Source organism: Corynebacterium sp. 22-2729 (genome assembly GCF_053479475.1).
On the sequence record NZ_JBRBCA010000004.1, the window covers coordinates 1 to 19,775 of the forward strand.

20 protein-coding genes and 6 tRNA genes are annotated in these 19,775 nt (G+C 58.5%); 21 read left to right on the forward strand and 5 right to left on the reverse strand.

Annotated features, from left to right (window positions below; genetic code table 11):
* Window positions 1-55 precede the first annotated feature (55 nt).
* The 5 genes from ACUY2T_RS03605 to ACUY2T_RS03625 all read right to left on the reverse strand — a co-directional run bounded on the left by ACUY2T_RS03605 (window position 56) and on the right by ACUY2T_RS03625 (window position 571).
* A tRNA-Val gene (locus ACUY2T_RS03605) sits at window positions 56-127 on the reverse strand.
* Window positions 128-155: 28 nt separating this feature from the next.
* Window positions 156-230: transfer RNA gene (locus ACUY2T_RS03610), tRNA-Cys, on the reverse strand.
* A gap of 43 nt (window positions 231-273) precedes the next feature.
* A tRNA-Gly gene (locus ACUY2T_RS03615) sits at window positions 274-349 on the reverse strand.
* A gap of 36 nt (window positions 350-385) precedes the next feature.
* A tRNA-Val gene (locus ACUY2T_RS03620) sits at window positions 386-457 on the reverse strand.
* Between the two features lie 38 nt (window positions 458-495).
* Window positions 496-571 (reverse strand) — tRNA-Gly (locus ACUY2T_RS03625).
* Between the two features lie 253 nt (window positions 572-824).
* Between ACUY2T_RS03625 and ACUY2T_RS03630 the strand changes: the two genes are divergently transcribed.
* The 21 genes from ACUY2T_RS03630 (at window position 825) to secF (ending at window position 19,750) form a co-directional block, all read left to right on the forward strand.
* Window positions 825-899 (forward strand) — tRNA-Val (locus ACUY2T_RS03630).
* Window positions 900-1,077: 178 nt separating this feature from the next.
* Window positions 1,078-1,671 carry a copper resistance CopC family protein gene (locus tag ACUY2T_RS03635; protein ID WP_293791564.1) on the forward strand — a complete coding sequence of 198 codons (594 nt, stop codon included), beginning with the start codon at window positions 1,078-1,080 and terminating at the stop codon, window positions 1,669-1,671.
* A gap of 51 nt (window positions 1,672-1,722) precedes the next feature.
* On the forward strand, window positions 1,723-2,046 hold the full coding sequence (locus ACUY2T_RS03640) for a hypothetical protein (RefSeq protein WP_293791563.1): 324 nt from the start codon (window positions 1,723-1,725) through the stop codon (window positions 2,044-2,046).
* Window positions 2,047-2,137: 91 nt separating this feature from the next.
* Window positions 2,138-2,791 carry a copper chaperone PCu(A)C gene (locus tag ACUY2T_RS03645; RefSeq protein ID WP_448307607.1) on the forward strand — a complete coding sequence of 218 codons (654 nt, stop codon included), beginning with the start codon at window positions 2,138-2,140 and terminating at the stop codon, window positions 2,789-2,791.
* 5 nt (window positions 2,792-2,796) lie between these two features.
* Complete coding sequence (locus tag ACUY2T_RS03650; RefSeq protein WP_448307608.1) at window positions 2,797-4,065, forward strand: Dyp-type peroxidase; 1,269 nt, start codon at window positions 2,797-2,799, stop codon at window positions 4,063-4,065.
* Window positions 4,066-4,229: 164 nt separating this feature from the next.
* Complete coding sequence (gene thrS, locus ACUY2T_RS03655; RefSeq protein WP_293791568.1) at window positions 4,230-6,233, forward strand: threonine--tRNA ligase; 2,004 nt, start codon at window positions 4,230-4,232, stop codon at window positions 6,231-6,233.
* Window positions 6,234-6,247: 14 nt separating this feature from the next.
* A complete protein-coding gene (locus ACUY2T_RS03660; RefSeq protein WP_293791560.1) occupies window positions 6,248-6,799 on the forward strand; it encodes an HIT family protein in 552 nt (183 codons plus the stop codon).
* A gap of 35 nt (window positions 6,800-6,834) precedes the next feature.
* Window positions 6,835-7,503, forward strand: coding sequence for a phosphatidylinositol phosphate synthase (gene pgsA, locus ACUY2T_RS03665; protein WP_293791559.1), 669 nt, complete (start codon window positions 6,835-6,837; stop codon window positions 7,501-7,503).
* Window positions 7,500-8,459: a phosphatidylinositol mannoside acyltransferase gene (locus ACUY2T_RS03670; RefSeq protein ID WP_448307609.1), complete on the forward strand. Its 960-nt coding sequence runs from the start codon at window positions 7,500-7,502 to the stop codon at window positions 8,457-8,459. Before pgsA ends, ACUY2T_RS03670 begins: the two co-directional genes overlap by 4 nt.
* Window positions 8,456-9,619 (forward strand): glycosyltransferase family 4 protein, encoded by a 1,164-nt coding sequence (locus tag ACUY2T_RS03675; protein WP_448307610.1) that lies wholly within the window; start codon window positions 8,456-8,458, stop codon window positions 9,617-9,619. Before ACUY2T_RS03670 ends, ACUY2T_RS03675 begins: the two co-directional genes overlap by 4 nt.
* Window positions 9,616-10,188, forward strand: coding sequence for a hypothetical protein (locus tag ACUY2T_RS03680; protein WP_448307611.1), 573 nt, complete (start codon window positions 9,616-9,618; stop codon window positions 10,186-10,188). The genes ACUY2T_RS03675 and ACUY2T_RS03680 overlap by 4 nt, the downstream gene beginning before the upstream one ends.
* A gap of 85 nt (window positions 10,189-10,273) precedes the next feature.
* Window positions 10,274-11,176, forward strand: a complete 903-nt coding sequence (gene pdxS / locus ACUY2T_RS03685) for a pyridoxal 5'-phosphate synthase lyase subunit PdxS (RefSeq protein WP_293791554.1) — start codon at window positions 10,274-10,276, stop codon at window positions 11,174-11,176.
* Entirely contained in the window at window positions 11,176-12,039 is an 864-nt protein-coding gene (locus tag ACUY2T_RS03690) for an acyl-CoA thioesterase (protein WP_448307612.1), read from the forward strand. Before pdxS ends, ACUY2T_RS03690 begins: the two co-directional genes overlap by 1 nt.
* Window positions 12,040-12,043: 4 nt before the next feature.
* Window positions 12,044-12,634, forward strand: a complete 591-nt coding sequence (gene pdxT, locus ACUY2T_RS03695; protein WP_448307613.1) for a pyridoxal 5'-phosphate synthase glutaminase subunit PdxT — start codon at window positions 12,044-12,046, stop codon at window positions 12,632-12,634.
* Between the two features lie 116 nt (window positions 12,635-12,750).
* Window positions 12,751-13,503: a YebC/PmpR family DNA-binding transcriptional regulator gene (locus ACUY2T_RS03700; protein WP_448307614.1), complete on the forward strand. Its 753-nt coding sequence runs from the start codon at window positions 12,751-12,753 to the stop codon at window positions 13,501-13,503.
* A gap of 33 nt (window positions 13,504-13,536) precedes the next feature.
* Window positions 13,537-14,100 (forward strand): crossover junction endodeoxyribonuclease RuvC, encoded by a 564-nt coding sequence (ruvC, locus tag ACUY2T_RS03705; RefSeq protein WP_293791550.1) that lies wholly within the window; start codon window positions 13,537-13,539, stop codon window positions 14,098-14,100.
* A complete protein-coding gene (ruvA, locus tag ACUY2T_RS03710) occupies window positions 14,097-14,732 on the forward strand; it encodes a Holliday junction branch migration protein RuvA (protein ID WP_293791549.1) in 636 nt (211 codons plus the stop codon). Before ruvC ends, ruvA begins: the two co-directional genes overlap by 4 nt.
* Window positions 14,733-14,783: 51 nt before the next feature.
* Complete coding sequence (ruvB, locus tag ACUY2T_RS03715) at window positions 14,784-15,902, forward strand: Holliday junction branch migration DNA helicase RuvB (RefSeq protein ID WP_293791548.1); 1,119 nt, start codon at window positions 14,784-14,786, stop codon at window positions 15,900-15,902.
* 35 nt (window positions 15,903-15,937) lie between these two features.
* Complete coding sequence (yajC, locus tag ACUY2T_RS03720) at window positions 15,938-16,276, forward strand: preprotein translocase subunit YajC (protein WP_293791547.1); 339 nt, start codon at window positions 15,938-15,940, stop codon at window positions 16,274-16,276.
* A 153-nt stretch (window positions 16,277-16,429) separates the two neighbouring features.
* Window positions 16,430-18,388 (forward strand): protein translocase subunit SecD, encoded by a 1,959-nt coding sequence (gene secD, locus ACUY2T_RS03725; RefSeq protein ID WP_293791546.1) that lies wholly within the window; start codon window positions 16,430-16,432, stop codon window positions 18,386-18,388.
* A complete protein-coding gene (gene secF / locus ACUY2T_RS03730) occupies window positions 18,389-19,750 on the forward strand; it encodes a protein translocase subunit SecF (RefSeq protein WP_448307615.1) in 1,362 nt (453 codons plus the stop codon). It begins immediately after the preceding gene.
* The last annotated feature ends 25 nt before the right edge of the window (window positions 19,751-19,775 follow it).

Here is a 19,775-nt window from a genome sequence, read left to right on the forward strand (position 1 = left end):
CCAACTGCGCTACATCCGCATTGATCAACCACCGTAACAGTACGGCGACTGCTCGTGCGCGATACTGGGATCGAACCAGTGACCTCTTCCGTGTCAGGGAAGCGCTCTCCCGCTGAGCTAAACGCGCCTTTAAAGTTCACTATGTGTAAAGAATGTGGAGGTGGAAACGGGAATCGAACCCGTGTACACGGTTTTGCAGACCGTTGCCTAAGCCACTCAGCCATTCCACCGCGACAAGAAAGAATCTTGCTCGTGGCCCACTTTAGTGAACCGTGGAGCGGATGACGAGACTCGAACTCGCGACCCTCACCTTGGCAAGGTGATGCGCTACCAACTGCGCTACATCCGCATTGATCAACCACCGTAACAGTACGGCGACTGCTCGTGCGCGATACTGGGATCGAACCAGTGACCTCTTCCGTGTCAGGGAAGCGCTCTCCCGCTGAGCTAAACGCGCTAAAACGACAACCCAAGCCGCCTGAAAGGGCTTGAGCGTGGAGCGGATGACGAGACTCGAACTCGCGACCCTCACCTTGGCAAGGTGATGCGCTACCAACTGCGCTACATCCGCATTCACAGTCACTCTGCTTTGCATTCAAGAGCAATGCATCGTTGCTGCGACAACAAACACTAGCCTGTTAGTCTTGCAGTTCACAAATCACCAGGTAGATAAGCCCTCTGGTGGAGGTTTAGGAGGCATACTAGGTGCTCTAGAACTACATAGTTGAAATTTACGGCCGAACTGCTTTTGGTCTTGGCGGTTCGCTGGTGGTAACTTTCATTCCCAGCGGTCAGCAAGGTCGCTTAAGGTTACATAGCCTAAAGGTTCCATAGCTCAGTGGAAGAGCATTCCGTTCACACCGGAAAGGTCGCTGGTTCGAACCCAGTTGGGACCACCATGCACACCGCCTAGCGCAATATCGCTGGGCGGTTTTTGCATTCCTACCCCCAGCATTCGCCCCCATGCGTGCATGCTTGGGAACCGTTGCGGTTACACACACGACTACCTCTCCAGCGATCGAAGCGTGTGCCCGGCAAAAGGGTTTCAGGCTTCGGCGCTAAGGTGTAAGCAGTGTCGTGACAGAAAGGTTCACCGTTTACATGCCTCGCCGTGTTTCTTCTTTTGGACGCCCGCTCGCCCGCGCCCTCGCAGTTTCAGGTGCGGTCGCAGTCGCTTCCGTTGGGGTCAGCTCTCCAGCTTTGGCCCATGATGTGGTGCTGAAGTCCACCCCGGAGGCCAACTCCACGGTTGACCATCTGCCGGAAAAACTCGTTTTGGAGTTTTCTGGCGAACCGCAGGACGGTTTCAACACCCTCGCGTTGTCCCGCGATGGTGAGGTGCTGTTCCGTGGAGAGCCGAAAGCGGATGGTCGCGAGCTGAGCCTGGACGTCCCGCAGGACCTGCAGGCTGAGAAGGAAAACGGGAAGTACATCGTGGGCTACCAGATCACTAGCTCCGATGGTCACTCGACCCGCGGCAGCGTGGAGTTCACTCTCCAGGCTGAAGGTGGCGACAACAATTCCGATACGGGGAGTGAATCAAAGGAGGGGGCACAGGGGGAGCAGTCCCCGAGTGTTCCTTCCTGGTTATTGCCCCTGGGCGGTATCGTCGTAATTGTAGGTGCTTTGGCAATCGCCATCGCACGCTTTCGTGATGTGAAGAAAGACTAGAAGTTCTTTGCCTCATGAATAGTTGACGATTACCTGATCAGGAGAATTCCCGTGAAGAAGTTCCGCTCTGCAACCGCCGCCGCACTGGCTCTGACTACTGCCCTTGCACTTTCCGCCTGCACCCCTCCGCATGAGAACGATGGCGGCACGCGCGAGGACACCGCAACCACCGGCCCGGCCACCCCGAGCATTCAGTCCACACAGGAAGCAGCGACGGACTCCAATGAATCTGAGTCCGCTACGGAGTCTGCTTCTGAGTCTGATCTCCAGACTGAAGAGTCTGAGATGAACGGTATGGCCACCGATTCCGCCGAGGCAACCGCCTCCGGCGCAGCATCCGCGTCGGGTGCTGCCAACCAGCACGCGAACCACTAGGGTTCGCACAACTTGTCCGTCCCGGGGCGTACCCCGGGTCGGGGAGTGATGGTGGCAGGCTCCCAACGCCTTTTTGAACGAAAGGTTCGTTATGTCTCTGACCTCCCTCAACGCTTCCAAGAAGCGCGCTGCATCCATGGTTGCCATCGCACTAAGTGGTGCTTTGGTTTTGTCCGCATGCTCCGATAGTGGGGAAGACAAGAAGGATCCCTCTACAGCGACTTCAGCGGCTGAGTCCTCCGCAGCTAAGGACGGTGCGAGTGAAGCGAATGATAATCAAGAGCTAAAGATTAGCGATGCGTACGTCACCGCTAAGAGCACTGAGAAGTCGATGACCGCAGCCTTCGGCACCCTGCACAATGGCAGCGACAAGGACATCTCGATTTCCGAGGTAAAGGGTGACATCGAAGGAGCCGACTATCAACTGCACACCGTCGATAAGGACGGCAAGATGAAGCAGGTCTCCGAGTTCGTTGTTCCAGCTGGCGAGGACAAGGTGCTCGAGCCAGGTGGCGACCACATCATGATCATGGAGGTCAAGGAAGAACTCTCCGCCGGTGACTCTCTAAATCTGACCCTCGTGGACAAAGACGGCAAGGAATACAAGCTCGATAACATTCCGGTCCGCGTCCAGCAGTCCACCCACGAGCACTACGACCACAGTGGTGGCGAGAAGAGCGCCGAGAAGAGTGGCGAAATGGACGGCATGCATGATCACGAGCACATGCACGAGCACAATCACTAATCGCCATGCCTGACCCCGTACATTCGCGCTCTAATTACTTTGACGCTTGGAATCCCGAGCCCACAGCCTCTAAGCCCGCCACGAGCCATAAGCTCTCCCGACGGGGCTTCTTTGCAGGGCTGGGAGCCACCGGCGCCGCATCGGTACTGGCAGCCTGCAACACTACGGATAACTCCAATGCTTCGACTGGAAGTGATTCCGCTGGAGACAAGGCGTCAATAAGAAAGATCACCTTCGACGGCCCGCACCAAGCAGGCATCCAGGAAGATTCGCAGACCCACGCACTGGTTGTGGCCTTCGATCTCAAGAGGGAGGGCTTGCCGAACGGCGGACTCAAGAAAAACTTGAATCGCTTGATGCGGATTTGGACTGGTGATGCGCGCTCAATGACGCAGGGCGAGACCGCTCTGGCAGATCTTGAGCATGAGCTGACCGTCGCCCCGCAGAACCTAACGGTGACAATGGGGTGGGGGCCGAAGCTGATCAAGGATGCAGGCTTGATGGGTGAGGCGCCTTCCTGGGTGAAGAAGAACCTCAACGGGCTTCCCAAATTCAAGGGCGACAAGCTCAATGAGGATTTTGGTGCCGCCGACGTCGTACTGCAGATCTGCGGTGACGACTTAACGGCGGTCAGCCATGCAGCGCGCGTACTTACTCGCGGCGGACGCGATTATGCGACGCCGAAGTGGACCCAGCGCGGATTTGTCGATTCGCCTACCGGCGAAACCCCCCGCAATCTGTTGGGATTCAAGGACGGCACTGCCATCCCCCGAACAGACAAGGAATACGACGAATCCATCTGGGACGACCAGGGCGGCAGCGCCATGGTGGTACGTCGCATTGTCTTCGATATGCCCGCATGGGAGATGCTGGATCGCCAGTCGCGCGAGATCGTCTTTGGACGCCACGTGGATACCGGCGCACCCCTGGGAGGCAAAGATGAATTCGACCCAGTGGACCTCAACAAGACTGGTGAAGACGGCCTGCCGTTGATTGACGAGCGCAGCCACGTCGGAATCAGTGCCGGTGAGGGGACGCGTATCCGACGTCGCGCCTACAACTGGGACAACGAGATCACCCCTCTGGGCAACAGCGGATTGATTTTCATCTGCTTCCAGGCCGATCCCGACGAAGCTTTTACGCCGCTGCAGAAGCGGTTGGCGGAGAAGGATCGCCTGAATAAGTGGATTACTCACGTGGGCTCGGCGGTGTTCTGGGTACTACCTGGCACCCAAAACGGGGCGTACTGGGGCCAGCAGTTCCTAGAGGGGTAGAATCTACGGTCGTTGAGGACTGTCACCAGGTATGTGACCGTCACTGAAAGCCCGAGAAGGAGCGCGATCTACAAGTGAGTACCCCCGCAAACAACCCAGCCGCCGAAGCGAATCAAGCACCCGTTACCTTCCGAGTGCCAGCCGGCACACCCGCCGGCGCCGCAATGCGCGAGCTGGGGTTGCCGAACAAGGGGCCAGAGGCCATTGTCTGTGTCAAGGAAGCTGAGGGGGACAACGCGGGCCAGTTGCGCGACCTTTCGTGGGCCCCGGAGCAGGACATTGAGGTTACTGCCGTTCCAGCCAACACCGACGAGGGGCGAGGGGTCATTCGCCACTCTTGCGCCCACGTTTTGGCGCAGGCTGTGCAAAAGGAGTTCCCTGGTGCCAAGTTAGGTATCGGCCCTGCCATCGACAACGGCTTCTACTACGACTTCCAGGTTCCAGAGCCCTTCACTCCGGAGGATTTGAACAAGCTGGAAAAGACGATGAAGAAGATCATCAAGTCTGGCCAGAAGTTCGAACGTAAGGCATATGGAGATGTCGAGCAGGCCCGTGCCGAATACACGGAAGAGCCTTTTAAGACCGAGCTGATTGCCGATAAGGGCAATGTGGATCCGGATTCCGACGAAGCCGTCGAGGTCGGGTCTGGTGAGCTGACCGCGTACAGCAACGTCAACCCGCGCACCGGCGAGGTTGAGTGGTACGACCTCTGCCGTGGCCCGCACGTGCCCACCACTCGTTACATCCCGGCCTTTGCATTGACGCGTTCCTCCGCTGCCTACTGGCGAGGTGACCAGTCCAAGGCCGGTCTGCAACGTATCTACGGCACCGCGTGGGAATCGAAGGAAGCGCTGGCCGACTACCAGACGATGATGGCCGAGGCAGAAAAGCGCGATCACCGTCGCCTGGGCCAGGAATTGGATCTATTCAGCTTCCCGGATGAGATCGGATCGGGCTTCCCGGTATTCCACCCAGCTGGCGGAATTGTGCGTCTGGAGATGGAGGAGCACTCCCGAAAGCGCCACATTGCCTCCGGCTATAGCTTCGTTAATACCCCGCACATCACCAAGGGCGACTTGTTTAAGAAGTCCGGCCACTTGGACTTCTACGCCGACGGTATGTTCCCACCCATGCAGCTGGACGGGGAAACCGACGAGGAGGGCAATGTCACCAAGCCGGCGCAGGATTATTACGCCAAGCCGATGAACTGCCCGATGCACAACCTGATCTTCGCCTCACGCGGTCGCTCCTACCGAGAGCTGCCATTGCGTTTGTTCGAGTTCGGCACTGTGTATCGCTACGAAAAGTCCGGCGTGATCCATGGCCTGACTCGCGCTCGTGGTTTTACTCAGGATGACGCCCACATCTACTGCACTGAAGATCAGCTAGAGCAAGAGCTGACCACGGTGCTGGAGTTCATCATTTCCCTGCTTCGCGACTACGGCCTGGACGACTTTTACCTAGAGCTATCCACTAAGGACCCGAACAAATTCGTTGGCAGTGATGAGATCTGGGAGCGCTCCACCGAGATCCTGGAGCGTGTGGCCACCAAGTCGGGTCTGGAGCTGGTTCCGGACCCGGCAGGTGCAGCCTTCTACGGCCCGAAGATTTCTGTACAGGCTCGCGACGCCATCGGACGTACCTGGCAGATGTCCACCGTACAGTTGGACTTCAACCTACCGGAGCGTTTCAACCTCGAGTACACCGCCCCGGATGGTTCTAAGCAACGCCCGATCATGATTCACCGTGCCCTCTTCGGCTCCATTGAGCGTTTCTTTGGCGTGCTGCTGGAGCACTACGCAGGTGCTTTCCCGGCCTGGCTCGCCCCACACCAGGTTGTGGGCATTCCCGTCGCGGACGAGTTCAACGAGTATCTCGAGGACTTCTCCGCCGAGCTGCGTGCGAAGGGCATTCGCGCCGAGGTTGATACCTCCGATGATCGCATGCAGAAGAAGATCCGTAACCACACCACCGGCAAGGTTCCTTTCATGTTGCTGGTCGGTGGCCGGGACGTAGAGGCGGGAGCAGTGAGCTTCCGCTTCCTGGACGGCACTCAGGTCAACGGCGTTCCGCGCGATGTTGCGTTGCGCATCATCTCCACCTGGATCAGCGAACGTCGCAACGATCAGCCCAGCGCGGAACTGGTTCAGCCGTTGGCGGAGGCATAAGGAGGAAGGCCGCAGTGGCAGACGCGTACATCGACGAGGGCGCTGGCTCTCAACCGGACCTGCAAGGCGGCTTGGAGCGGCTGTGGGCGCCGTACCGCTCCCAGTACATTGCGAAGACGACACGCTCTGCGGATCCTTTTTCGACGCTGCCCGAGCAGTCGGATGAGGACGCCCTGATCGTCGCCCGTGGTCAGTCGGTGTACTGCGTTTTGAATCTGTACCCCTATAACCCCGGGCACATGCTGGTGGTTCCTTATCGCCAGGTTGCCGACTACACCGAGCTAACGGATGAAGAAACCGCGGAGCTAGCGGAGTTTACGAAAACTGCGCTTAAGGCTCTGCGAGCTGTATCGAAGCCCGATGCAGTGAATGTCGGACTCAATCTGGGCAAAGCTTCCGGCGGCTCAATTCCGACACACCTGCACCAACATATAGTGCCCAGGTGGGTCGGTGATGCTAATTTCATGACAGTCATGACGGGTGCCAAAGTGCTGCCGCAGACGCTGCGGGAGACGCGCGCACTGTTGGCCGAGGCTTGGGAAAGAATCACTCGTTCCGCCGACTAGCGTGTCACGATTTTTAAGGGAGAAAAACTTCAGCGATGCTTAGTGTGCACGGCCGCGGTCCCGCCGCGGTCATCATTGAACCGATCGCCCGGACGCTGCACAAGCTGGGGATCTCCCCAAATGCAGTGACAATCTTCGGAACCCTCTTGGCGATTGGTTTCGCACTCTGGCTCATCCCAACGGATCACCACTTCGCGGCCGCGGTTCTGATCGGGCTCACCGTCGCCACGGATATGGTGGACGGCACTATGGCGCGCATGCGCGGGGGAGGTACCCGCTTCGGCGCTACCCTCGATGCCACTTGTGACCGTCTTAGCGACGGCGCCATCTTCGGTGCACTGGTGCTGTGGTTTGGCCTGCAGGATCCCACCAACGAGGTCATGATGGCTGTCTGTCTGGTGATCCTCGTTGCCAGCCAAGTCACCAGCTATGTAAAGGCGCGCGCCGAAGCCTCCGGGATCAAGGTTGTTGGCGGCCTTGTTGAGAGGCCGGAACGCCTCATCATCTCGTTGGTGGCCGTGGGCCTCGGCGGGCTAGGGATACCCCATGTATTGGCGTGGGGACTGTGGATCCTAGCTGCCGGCTCGCTGTATACGGTCATCGAGCGTTTGGTTATCGTGGCTCGTTCCGACGCCGCATCTCAGACCATCGCCGCACCCGAGGGAGCCCGAGAGTTTCCGTCGGATGGGGGTGGAAACAAGTGAAGGAGAAGCTCACTGCCGCGGCATATATCGCGGGTTGGAAGGTGACCTCCAGGTTGCCGAAGCCATTGGCGAAAGTTTTGTTTGAATGGGGCGCAGACGTGGCGTCCAAAAAAGGCAAGGGGCCAGAACAACTCCGCCGCAACCTCGCCCGCGTCGTCGGACCAGAAAACGTGACGCGCGACCTCGTTCGCCGCTCCATGCGCAGTTATATGCGCTATTGGCGCGAAGCCTTCCAATTGCCTGCGATGGCGGGGCGCGAGCTGGCCGAGGAACTCAACCGCAACTTCGTTCCGGGGTCCCTTGAACTATTGCATGCCAGCGCGCAATCGGGACGCGGGACGGTGATCGCACTGCCACACGCCGGTAACTGGGATATGGCCGGAGTATGGCTGGTCCACCACTATGGCACCTTCACAACCGTGGCAGAACGGCTGAAGCCGGAGAGCCTCTTCGAGGCATTTGTGGAGTACCGCGAATCTCTTGGGTTTAAGATCATTGCGCTGACCGGATCGGCGGTGCCGCCGCTGGAGCAGATGGAGGAAGTCTTGCGCGGCGGTGGGACGGTGTGCCTCATGGGGGAACGGGATCTGACTGGGCGCGGGGTGGAAGTGGAGTTCTTTGGGGAAAAGACCTCCATGCCAGCTGGTGCTGCATTGTTGGCACAGCGCACCGGGGCGAATCTGTTCACTGCTCGAGTTGCCTTCCGCGGGGGCTCGACGGATCCCACTCCTGTACGGCGCGGTGGCCCCGAAACCTGGGAGCACGAGGTTACACCGGTGGCAGTAGAAGGGCAGACTCTGCAGCAGATAGTGCAGGAAATGGCCGATAATTTTGCTCGCGGAATCGCCCAGGATCCGCAGGATTGGCACCTGCTACAGCCACTGTGGTTTGCGGATCTCTCACAGTCTCGGCGACAGCGTCTCGGGTTGGAAGAGGCACCAGGGGAGGACGCATGAGAATCGGGATGGTGTGCCCGTACTCCTTTGACGAACCGGGCGGCGTGCAGATTCACGCCATTGACCTTTGCACTGAGCTGCGGAAGCGCGGCCACGAGGTAAGTCTGATCGGGCCGGGTAAGTCAGCTGATGGATTGCCGGATTTCGTGGAACTGGGCGGTTCCAGTATTCCTATCCGCTATAACGGTTCCGTTGCGCGTTTGAGTTTCGGGCCGCGTACAAAGAAACATCTAAAGCAGTGGATCCGTGACAATCAGTTTGATTTGCTGCACATCCACGAGCCGAATTCACCGTCTTATTCGATGATCGCTATGGCAGTGGCCGAAGGGCCTATCGTAGCGACGTATCATGCGTCGGCCAGTGAGTCGAAGGTTCTTAAAATGGCTCTGCCGTTTTTGCGCCCGTATCTGGAACGTATCCACGGTGGCATTGCGGTGTCTGAGGAGGCACGGCGCTGGCAGGTCGAAAACCTGGCTGGCGACCCGGTGCTTATTCCCAATGGGGTGGAAACCAGTGTTTACCGCGGCGCACAACCTCTGGCCGGTTTGGATTCGCCGGGGGAGCACCGCCCGCGTCTGATGTTCCTCGGCCGCTTTGAAGAGCCCCGTAAGGGACTGCAGATTTTGCTTGAAGCGATGCCACGCATCGTTGCGGAAGTTCCGCAGGTAGAGCTGATAATCGCAGGTGGTGGAGATATGGATGCCCTGGTGGAGCGTGTGAGGGATTTGGGGCTGTCGGCCACCGTAGGGCTTGGGCCTAGTGACGCCCACGTGCGGGTGCTCGGGCGTGTGAGTGACGCAGACAAAGCCAGTGCGCTCAGCGCCAGCGATGTTTATGTGGCGCCGAACACCGGCGGTGAGAGCTTTGGAATCGTCCTTGTTGAAGGTATGGCAGCCGGAGCCGCGGTGCTTGCCAGTGATATCCCCGCTTTTGAAGCCGTGGGGCAGCACGGTGTTTCCGCGCGCTTATTTAGTAATGGTTCGGCAGCTGATCTGGCAGACAAGGCCGTGGGGTTGCTGCGCGATGACGCCGCCCGGAATTCGTTGGTGGCTGCGGGTTCGACGCGAGCGGTGGATTTCGACTGGCAGACGGTGACCGATCAGGTGGAACAGGTCTATGACACTGTGACCGTCAAAGGCAGAAAGGTGACTTTGGCATGATCACTCTCCCCGTGTGGGCATTTATCGCCGCGCTGGTGCTGATCTTGGTTGTCTGCATCGCTATTTGGGCATCCGGAATGGCTAGCAGGCTGAATCGATTGCACATTCGCACAGACTCGGCTCGCGTCAGCCTGGAGGGCGCGCTGCACTCTCGTTCTAGCGTTATCGCTGCGTTGCAGCCGGAACTGGGGCAAGAAGTAGCAAAGGTGAACCGGGTGGCTCTGCGAGCTACCGATATGGGGGCACGCAGTGAGGTGGAAAACGAACTACTTGGCGTGCTCAAGCAGGAGGTATGGTCCAACCCCAGTTTTCTGGAGGCCTCCGCAAAGGTAGACCTGGCCGCGCGTTTCTACAATGACGCAGTATCTGACACCCTAAGCGTGCGTACGCGTCCTTTGGTGCGTGGACTTCGGTTGGCAGGTCGTGCGCCGCTTCCGGAGTACTACGAGGCATTACTCTCTAGTCCTGCGCCCTCCCAAGGTTCGTCTTCGCAAGGCTCTTCACGGGGCTCTTCACAAGACGCTTCTCAGGATGCTTCGAAAGAGACTGGCGGTAGGGAAGGCCAATAAGCCAATCCCCAATAGCGGGATCGGGAACTAGACAGGTTAGACTAGAACGGATCTAACACTCTTCAAAGATGGGACATTAAGCATCGTGACTACTAATTCTCCTGTTGCGAACACCGGCACCGCTCGCGTGAAGCGTGGCCTGGCTGACATGCTCAAGGGCGGCGTCATTATGGACGTCGTTACCCCAGAGCAGGCAAAGATCGCCGAGGATGCCGGCGCAACCGCCGTCATGGCGTTGGAGCGCGTGCCCGCCGATATCCGCGCTGAGGGTGGCGTTTCTCGTATGTCCGACCCGGACATGATCGAAGGAATCATTAACGCCGTTTCGATCCCGGTAATGGCTAAAGCACGCATCGGTCACTTCGTCGAGGCACAGGTTCTGCAGTCCCTGGGCGTCGATTTCATCGATGAGTCCGAGGTACTGACCCCCGCCGACTACAAGAACCACATCGACAAGTTCGACTTCGAGGTTCCTTTTGTCTGCGGTGCTACGAACCTGGGCGAGGCTCTGCGTCGCATTAACGAGGGCGCAGCGATGATTCGTTCCAAGGGCGAAGCTGGCACCGGAGACGTGTCCAACGCTGTGACACACATGCGCACCATCCGCGCGGAGATTAACCGCCTTACCTCCATGGCTGAAGATGAACTGTACGTTGCAGCCAAGGAACTGCAGGCTCCTTATGAGCTGGTTCGCGAGGTCGCCGCAAATGGCAAGCTTCCGGTAGTACTGTTCACCGCTGGCGGCATCGCCACCCCAGCCGACGCAGCGATGATGATGCAGCTAGGCGCAGAGGGCGTATTCGTTGGCTCTGGCATCTTTAAGTCCGGCAACCCGGAGCAGCGTGCTCGCGCTATTGTGCAGGCCACCCAGAACTACGACGACCCGGCAACGATTGCCAAGGTATCTCGTGGATTGGGTGAGGCTATGGTGGGCATTAATGTCGACGAGATCCCGCAGCCGCACCGACTGGCAGAGCGCGGCTGGTAATGAGCCCGCACCGTCCGAAGATCCTGGATGTCCTGGATCTGGAGCGCATCGACCGTGACATCTTCCGCGGCAGTCCACTGCCGTCGAAGTTGGCACGTACCTATGGTGGACAGGTTGCCGCGCAGGCTCTGGTTGCGGCTACTCGCACAGTGAGTGACGAGTTCAGCGTGCATTCACTGCATGGCTACTTTGTAGGTCCTGGTAATCCCGACGTGCCGACGGTGATGTTGGTTGACCGCGTACGCGACGGTCGCTCTTTTGTCTCCCGTTCTGTCAAGGTGTTGCAGGACGGTAAGGCAATTTTCATTATGCAGGCCAGCTTCCACATCCGGAACGATCATGGTCCGCAGCACTCCGACGAGATGCGGGCAGTGCCAGATCCGGAGTCCATTGTGGTGGATACCGATTCTCTGAGTCGAGTGCAGCGCCTCTTCCGCGACGAGTGGGCTGATTGGGATGTTCGCATCGTTCCTCCGGAAGACTACGAGCACAACAAGTACACGGCTTCCCAGCAGGTGGTGTGGTTCCGTACTAAAACCCGGTTGCCGGATGTGGACACCTTGCACGTGTGCACCCTGGCCTACATGTCGGATATGACGTTGTTGTCCTCGGCGCTGGTACCGCACCGTCCGGCGGAGTTCCAAGAGGCCTCGCTGGATCACGCCATGTGGTTCCTGCGGCCTTTCCGCGCTGATGAATGGCTGTTGTACGACCAGATTTCCCCGTCCGCACACGGCGGACGAGCACTAACCCACGGAAGAATCTTTAACCAGCAGGGTGACCTTGTGGCTGTGGTGACCCAGGAGGGTCTGACCCGCAGTCTGCGCGAAGGTGCCCAGTCGGTTCCGTTAAAGGAGCAATAGAACATTGATTATTGGCGTGCTAAGCGTTCAGGGCGGCTTCGTTGAGCATATGCGCAGTATTGAACGTTTGGGTCATGAGGCTCGCGCTGTGCGTCGCACCGAACACTTAGAGGGGCTGGATGGTCTAATCCTTCCCGGCGGCGAATCCACCACCATGTCCAAACTGCTAGAGCTCGGTGGAATGCTGGAGCCGCTGCGCGCCGCGATTGCCGACGGCCTGCCGGTGTTCGGTACTTGTGCTGGATTGATTCTTTTGGCCGACCGGGTTCTTGATATTCGTGCTGACGCCCATAGTCTGCACGCAATGGACATCTCAGTCAGACGCAACGCGTTCGGTCGGCAGGTGGATTCCTTTGAGACGCAGCTGCCGTTCGGAGATATCGACACGCCCGTGGAGGCCGTGTTTATTCGCGCTCCCAAGGTGGAGGAAGTGGGCGATAGTGTCGAGGTTGTGTCCTCCTTGCCAGATGGAACGATTGTCGGCGTACGCCAGGGGCATGTACTGGGATGCAGCTTCCACCCGGAACTTTCCGAGGATGACCGGGTGCACAGCTACTTTGTGCGGATGGTCGAGGAACACCGCGCAGCAGGCTAACTGTGGTGGTGCGGTGAGGGGACATCACCAAAAAATACGATGCGTGTGACAGTGCCGGTGCGGAAGGGGTCTAGTATGGACTCGATAAAGACAAACCCGACTACCGAAAGAGGAACATGTCCGGCCACTCCAAATGGGCAACAACTAAGCACAAGAAGGCTGCCAACGACGCGAAGCGTGGTAAGGAATTTGCCAAGCTGATTAAGAACATCGAAGTGGCGGCTCGCACCGGTGGTGGCGATCCCAGCGCGAACCCAACGCTGCAGGACGCAATCACGAAGGCCAAGAAGTCCTCGGTACCCAACGACAACATTGAGCGTGCCCGTAAGCGTGGTTCCGGTGAAGAGTCCGGTGGCGCGAACTGGGAAACCGTCATGTACGAAGGTTATGGACCCAATGGTGTAGCGATGCTGATCGAGTGTCTGACTGATAACCGCAACCGCGCTGCAACCGATGTACGTACCGCTATGAATAAAAACGGCGGCAACATGGCCGATGCGGGCTCGGTGTCCTACTTGTTTACGCGCAAGGGTGTGGCCGTGCTCGAAAAGGGCGAGTACAGCGAGGACGATATTCTGATGGCCGTGCTGGATGCCGGGGCGGAAGAGGTTAACGACATTGGCGACAAGTTCGAAGTCGTGTGTGAATCCAGCGATATGAACGCGGTGCGCGACGCGCTAAAGGCAGCAAAAATCGATTACGACTCGGTTGAGCTCGACTTCCGTGCCTCCATGGAGGTTCCGGCGGATGCGTCCACCGCAAAGAAGGTATTTAACCTGATTGATGCTCTGGAAGATTCCGACGATGTACAAAATGTGTTCACCAATATGGATTTGAGCGAAGAGGTCCTAGCGGAGCTCAACGACTAGTTTTGGAACACCTGTGCTATTCTTGGTAGCACGATGAGTATTCCAAACAATTCAGCCTGGGGTAGTCCCGCCGGCGGTCCGACTTCGCTGGCGGGGCTGCGGGTTATGGGGATTGACCCTGGGCTGACCCGCTGCGGACTTTCCGTAGTGCAAGCGGGGAAGGGGCGGGCTGTGTATCCCGTAGCTGTGGGGGTGGTGCGCACTCCAGCGGACATGCCGCTGGAGCGGCGCCTGCACAAGCTTTTTGAGGCGGTAGAACAATGGTTCGACGACTACCAACCACACGTTGTAGCACTAGAGCGCGTGTTTGAACGGTCGAATGTGTCTACGGTGATGAATACTGCCCACGCCTCCGGAGTGTTGATGCTGGCGGCGGCCAAGCGTGGGGTAGAAGTGCACATGTACACACCTAGTGAGGTGAAGAAGTCCATCAGCGGCAATGGGCGGGCGGATAAGGGGCAGATGACGCGCATGATTACCCGCATCCTGGGGCTCAGTGAACCGCCAAAGCCACCGGACGCGGCGGATGCATTGGCACTGGCCGTATGCCACTGCTGGAGGGCACCGTTGAACCATCTAGTAAAGGGGAAACCATGATCGCATCGCTGCGCGGAACCGTCATTGACAAAGGTCTCGATTTTGTAGTCATCGAGTGTGGCGGTGTGGGCTATGAGTGCATGGGCACGGCCACAACCATTGGCGACTTGCCACGCGGTGAGGAGGTGTTTGTGACCACCGCTATGGTGGTGCGCGAGGATTCCCAAACCCTCTACGTGTTTAAAGATCGCGACGAAAAACGTGCCTTTGCTACGTTGCAGTCCGTCTCCGGCGTGGGAGCACGGCTCGCATTGGCCATTTTGTCGGTGATTTCGCCACAGGAACTAGCTTTGGCTGTTTCCAATGGTGACCACAAGACGTTGCAAAAAGCTCCTGGCGTGGGCAAGCGCTTGGCAGAGCGCATGGCGGTGGATCTCAAGGGCAAGGTTGCAGATCTCGGTGAGATTGCCGACGGCATTGCTGCGGGTATTGCCGGGGCTACCGGGGCTGCCGCTGATGTGCAAGCGGTTTCCTTCGGCGTACGTGAGCAGGTCATCGAGGCGCTCACGGGCTTAGGCTTCACCGAATCGAAGGCGCAGAGTACCGTCGAGAACGTATTGGCGCAGTGGCCAGAACAGTCGGCTCCGGATGCCTCCGCACTTCTACGAGCCTCACTGGCAGCTATCAAATAGGCAGCCGGACAAGCTGGACAAGCCCGACAATAGGGAAGGCATCAAAGAATCATGAGCGACATCGAGCGGACAGAATTCAAACTACCGCCAGGTATTGGCATGAGCTCAGCCCCCGGAAATGCATCGGGAAATTCAGCCGCAGCACAAGGTGGCTTCGTTCAAAACGCCGATCTGAACCCCCAGGAAACCTCTGGGGACACCGATATCGATACCTCGCTACGACCTAAGTCTTTGGACGAGTTCATCGGTCAGCCGAAGGTGCGCACTCAGCTGGATCTGGTGCTCGGCGGCGCCCGCTCTCGCGGAGTCACACCGGATCATGTGCTGCTGGCCGGGCCGCCCGGTCTTGGCAAAACCACGATGGCGATGATTATTGCCCAGGAACTTGGCACCTCCCTGCGCATGACCTCTGGTCCGGCATTGGAACGCGCGGGCGATCTGGCCGCCATGCTTTCTAACCTCATGGAGGGCGATGTTCTCTTTATCGATGAGATTCACCGCATGGCTCGTCCCGCCGAAGAGATGCTGTACATGGCGATGGAAGACTTCCGCATCGACGTGATCGTGGGCAAGGGGCCAGGAGCAACTTCTATTCCCATTGAGATCGCCCCGTTTACCCTGGTCGGCGCAACAACCCGCGCGGGTATGCTGACCGGGCCGCTACGAGATCGGTTCGGCTTCACTGCCCAGATGGAGTTTTACGACGTCGCGGATCTCACCCGTGTTGTCACACGTGCCGCGGGGATCCTCGGCGTTGATATTAACGGTGACGCCGCAGCAGAGATTGCCTCGCGTTCCCGCGGAACGCCGCGAATTGCCAACCGCTTGCTACGCCGAGTGCGCGACTTCGCGGACGTAAATGCGGACGGAAAGATCACCCTGGAGGTGGCGCGAGCTGCCTTGCTGGTGTTCGACGTTGACGAGTCCGGACTGGATAGACTCGACCGAGCCGTCATCGAAGCCCTGGTGAAGGGCCATGGTGGCGGGCCGGTGGGCGTCAACACCCTAGCCCTAGCGGTAGGGGAAGAACCGTCCACGGTCGAAGAAGTGTGCGAACCCTACCTTGTGAGGGCAGGCATGGTGAGCCGTACCCCACGAGGGCGAGTGGCTACTGCGGCGGCATGGCGACACATTGGATTAGAACCGCCGGAGGGCACCATCGGGCTGTAGTCGAACGAGTAGGGCGATATGGCAAGATTGTCACTATGCCAAATGACATTATTCTTATTGTCCTCGTCCTACTGGTCTTTGTCGGCTTGCCGCTGATTCAGATCCGCAAGCAGAACAAGCGGCTACAGCAGGTTCGTGACTTCCAAGAGCAGCTGGGCCCGGGCATGGTTGTAAAGACGACTTCGGGTTTGCACGGTCGCGTAGCGCACGTGGGGGAGACCACGGTTGATCTGGAGATCGCCAAGGGAGTTGTGACCACCTGGGAAAAGATCTCGATCCTGGAAACCGTGGATGCTGTGGAACCCGGTTCCCAGCAGGAAACTCAATTGACTGACCGCCACGTAGAAAAGTCGGATAACCACACCGACGACTAAGGAAATTCGTGGCAAAAATCCCCCAAGAGTTGGCGCTTTAAGCAGTGTCTGGTGTTTAAAACACCCCTGGCAAGGCGCTAGTATCACGGGGTTGGATGTTTTACTACACCGGCGGCACCCCATGCGCGGCCGGATTGCAGGAGTAATTTAGCGGTGGCAAAGAAGAAAAAGAGAACAGCAGCGCGGAGCGGATTCGCGTGGCCGAAGCGGGCGATTGCCGCGTTTGTGGTGATCGTCCTCATCGTGCTGGGCTTAATCATGTTCACGGGCAATAAGTCTTTCGGCCCCAAGCTGGGCATTGACCTGCAGGGCGGCACCCGCGTGACACTGGTTCCGCAGGGAGGTACGCCCACCCCGGAGCAACTGAATCAAGCGCGAACCATTTTGGAAAACCGTGTGAACGGCATGGGCGTTTCCGGCGCTTCGGTGGTGACCGACGGCAATAACCTAGTCATTACCGTGCCGGGCGAGGATGCGGGTGAAGCCCGCACTTTGGGTAAGACGTCACAGCTGCTGTTCCGCCCGGAGTCCCAGCCAGGTGCACCAACCAAGGACTTCCCGAAGGTTCTGCAGAAGATGGCTAACTCTTGGGTGCAGCAAGGCATCATTAGTGAGGATCTTGCCAACGAGCGCCTGGATCGCATGGTGAAGGCTTTCCCGCAGCTGGGGCTGAAGGATGCACCTAAGAAGATGAAGGTAACGTCCAAGCCCCTGCCGGAACCAAAAGATTCCGTCGAAGAGCAGGAACGCCGCGATAAGCAGGTAGAAATTCTCAAGGCAGACCGCCAGAGCACGGATGGCAACAAGCAGCAGGCCGCCGGATCCCTGATGGACTGCGAGAAAAACGATCCGATGGCAGGCTCCGATGACCCGGCCAAGCCGTTGGTTACGTGTAGTGACCAGGGACCGATGGTTCTGGGGCCGGCGCCGCTACTGAAGGGCGAAACCGACGAGAAGAACGGTGAGCGCCTGACCGGCGAAATGATTGATACGAACTCGCAGATTACTGGCGGCCTGCAGCCGAACTCGGCACAGATGGCCATCACCTTCAAATTCAAGACCGGTGACCAGACCCCGGGTGGCGAGACCTGGTACGCACTTGGTCAGCAGATGATGGGCAAGCGCGTGGCTATTACCCTGGACTCCAAGGTCATCTCCGCACCACAGATCCAGTCGCCAACACCTCCGGGGGAGGTCTCCCAGATCACCGGTAGCTTCTCTGAAAAGGAAGCTCAAGACCTCGCCAACAACCTGCGCTACGGTGCGCTTCCGTTGAGCTTCGTCGGTGAAAACGGCGAGCCAGGTGGTACCACCACTACGATCTCGCCTTCACTGGGTGCGGCATCGCTGAAGGCTGGCGTGATCGCTGGCCTGGTCGGACTAGTGCTCGTGGGGTTGTACGCCCTGGCTTACTACCGCGGCCTGGGCTTTGTCGCAATTCTCTCGCTGATTGCCGCTTTCTCTCTGGTGTACGGATTTATCGTCCTGCTCGGCCGCTGGATCGGCTATAGCCTGGATCTTTCGGGCATCGCTGGTCTGATCATCGGCCTCGGTACCACCGCGGACTCCTTCGTCATCTACTTCGAAAGGATCAAGGACGAGATCCGCAACGGATCGACCTTCCGTTCGGCTGTGCCACGCGCCTGGCAGCGGGCCCGGAGCACCATTGTTACCGGTAATATCGTCTCCCTGATTGCCGCTGTGATCCTGTACTTCCTGGCGATCGGCGATGTTAAGGGCTTCGCATTCACCCTGGGACTGACGACCTTGTTCGACCTCTTGGTCGCATTCCTGTTGACTGCGCCGCTGCTGATCCTGATGTCCCGTCGACGTTTCTTCGCCTCGCCGAAGCTCAATGGCCTCGGTGCCGCCTACCGCGCGGCGGAGCGAAAATACGGCCGCAAGCCGCACGAACACGCTCTCCGTTCCAAAGCCGCAAAGACCTCGAGCAAATCCTCTGAGACTTCCGCTGATGAGGACGCCGAGCAGGACAGTCAGGAAGACACTCGAACAGAGGCTGAAAAGGCCGACGAGACAGACGTAAAGGCGTCACCAGATAAAGACAGCGACGAGAAGGTTACCCCGACCTCCAAGAAGAAGGAGGGGAAGTAAATGAGTAAGGCTGACACCTTGAGCGCTAAAAATGCCCCGGAGCTTTCCGCCACAGAGACCAAACCAGTAGACGCTCCCGATGCAAACGCCGGTGGTTTCTTCGAAAAGCTATACAACGGCAACGGCGGATTCCGTATCGTACAAAACCGCGGGCGCCTCTATGGCGTACTCGTTGCGGTTCTCGTAGCCTGTCTGGTTTCGATTGTGGTGCGCGGCTTCAGCCTGGGCATCGACTTCGAAGGCGGCACGCGCATGACCATGCCACCGGCTGGTGGCGCCACCGAATCCAGCGTGGCCGAAGTTTTTGAACAGGCCACGGGAATTGCCCCGCAGGCTACTCAAACCGTGGGTAGCGGCGACGCTGAATCCATCGAAATCACCTCGGAGCGCCTGTCCGAAGAGCAGATCCGCGAGGCTCGTTCTGCACTGTTCAACGAGTATCACCCGAAGAACAACGCCGGAGAGGTAACCCAGGACGCAATTAGCGATTCCACCGTCTCCGAGTCGTGGGGCGACAGCATTACCAAGAAGATGCTCATTGCACTGGGCGTGTTCTTGCTGGTGGTCTTCCTGTACATTGCCGTGCGCATGGAGCGCGACATGGCGATCTCCGCGATCCTCTGTCTGCTGATTGACCTTACGGTCGTGTCCGGCATTTACGCACTGATCGGCTTCGAAGTATCGCCGGCTACGGTGATCGGCCTGCTGACGATTCTGGCTTACTCGCTATATGACACGGTCGTCGTGTTCGACAAGGTGCAGGAAAATACTTCCGGACTATTCGGCTCGACCCGTGCGACTTATGCCGAGGAAACAAACCTGGCGATCAACCAGACCATTATGCGCTCCATCAATACCTCCATCTTCTCGCTGGTTCCGATCGCCTCTCTGCTGGTCGTAGCTGTGGGAATCATGGGCGTGGGTACGCTAAAGGATCTGGCATTGGTGCAATTCATCGGCGTGATCGCGGGTACGCTTAGCTCGATCTTCTTCGCCGCACCTTTGTTGGTTACCTTCAAGATGCGTCAGAAGAAGTACAAGCAGCACGAGGCTCGCGTGGAGCGCGCTCGTTCCCTTGCAGCGGAGGAAGACGACGCTGTGGTTGCCGAAGAAGCTGGGGAAGCTGAAAGCGCCATGGACAAGGAGAGCGCTCACGATACGGTAGATGATGACGCCGCAGCGGCAACTGCAGTTAGCTCCAGCGAAAGGATCAGTGGTTCTGCCAAGCGTGGGGTTTCCAGCCCGAACGCTCGAATGGAGTCCGCACGTCGCAGCTCGCACAGCGCTGAGGACTCCATGGAGGACTACAAGCGCGAAGCCGGGAACGAGGACGCCGGGCGATCTTGGCGTCCGGGCATGTAGTTAGCACTGACCTCAATCATCCACA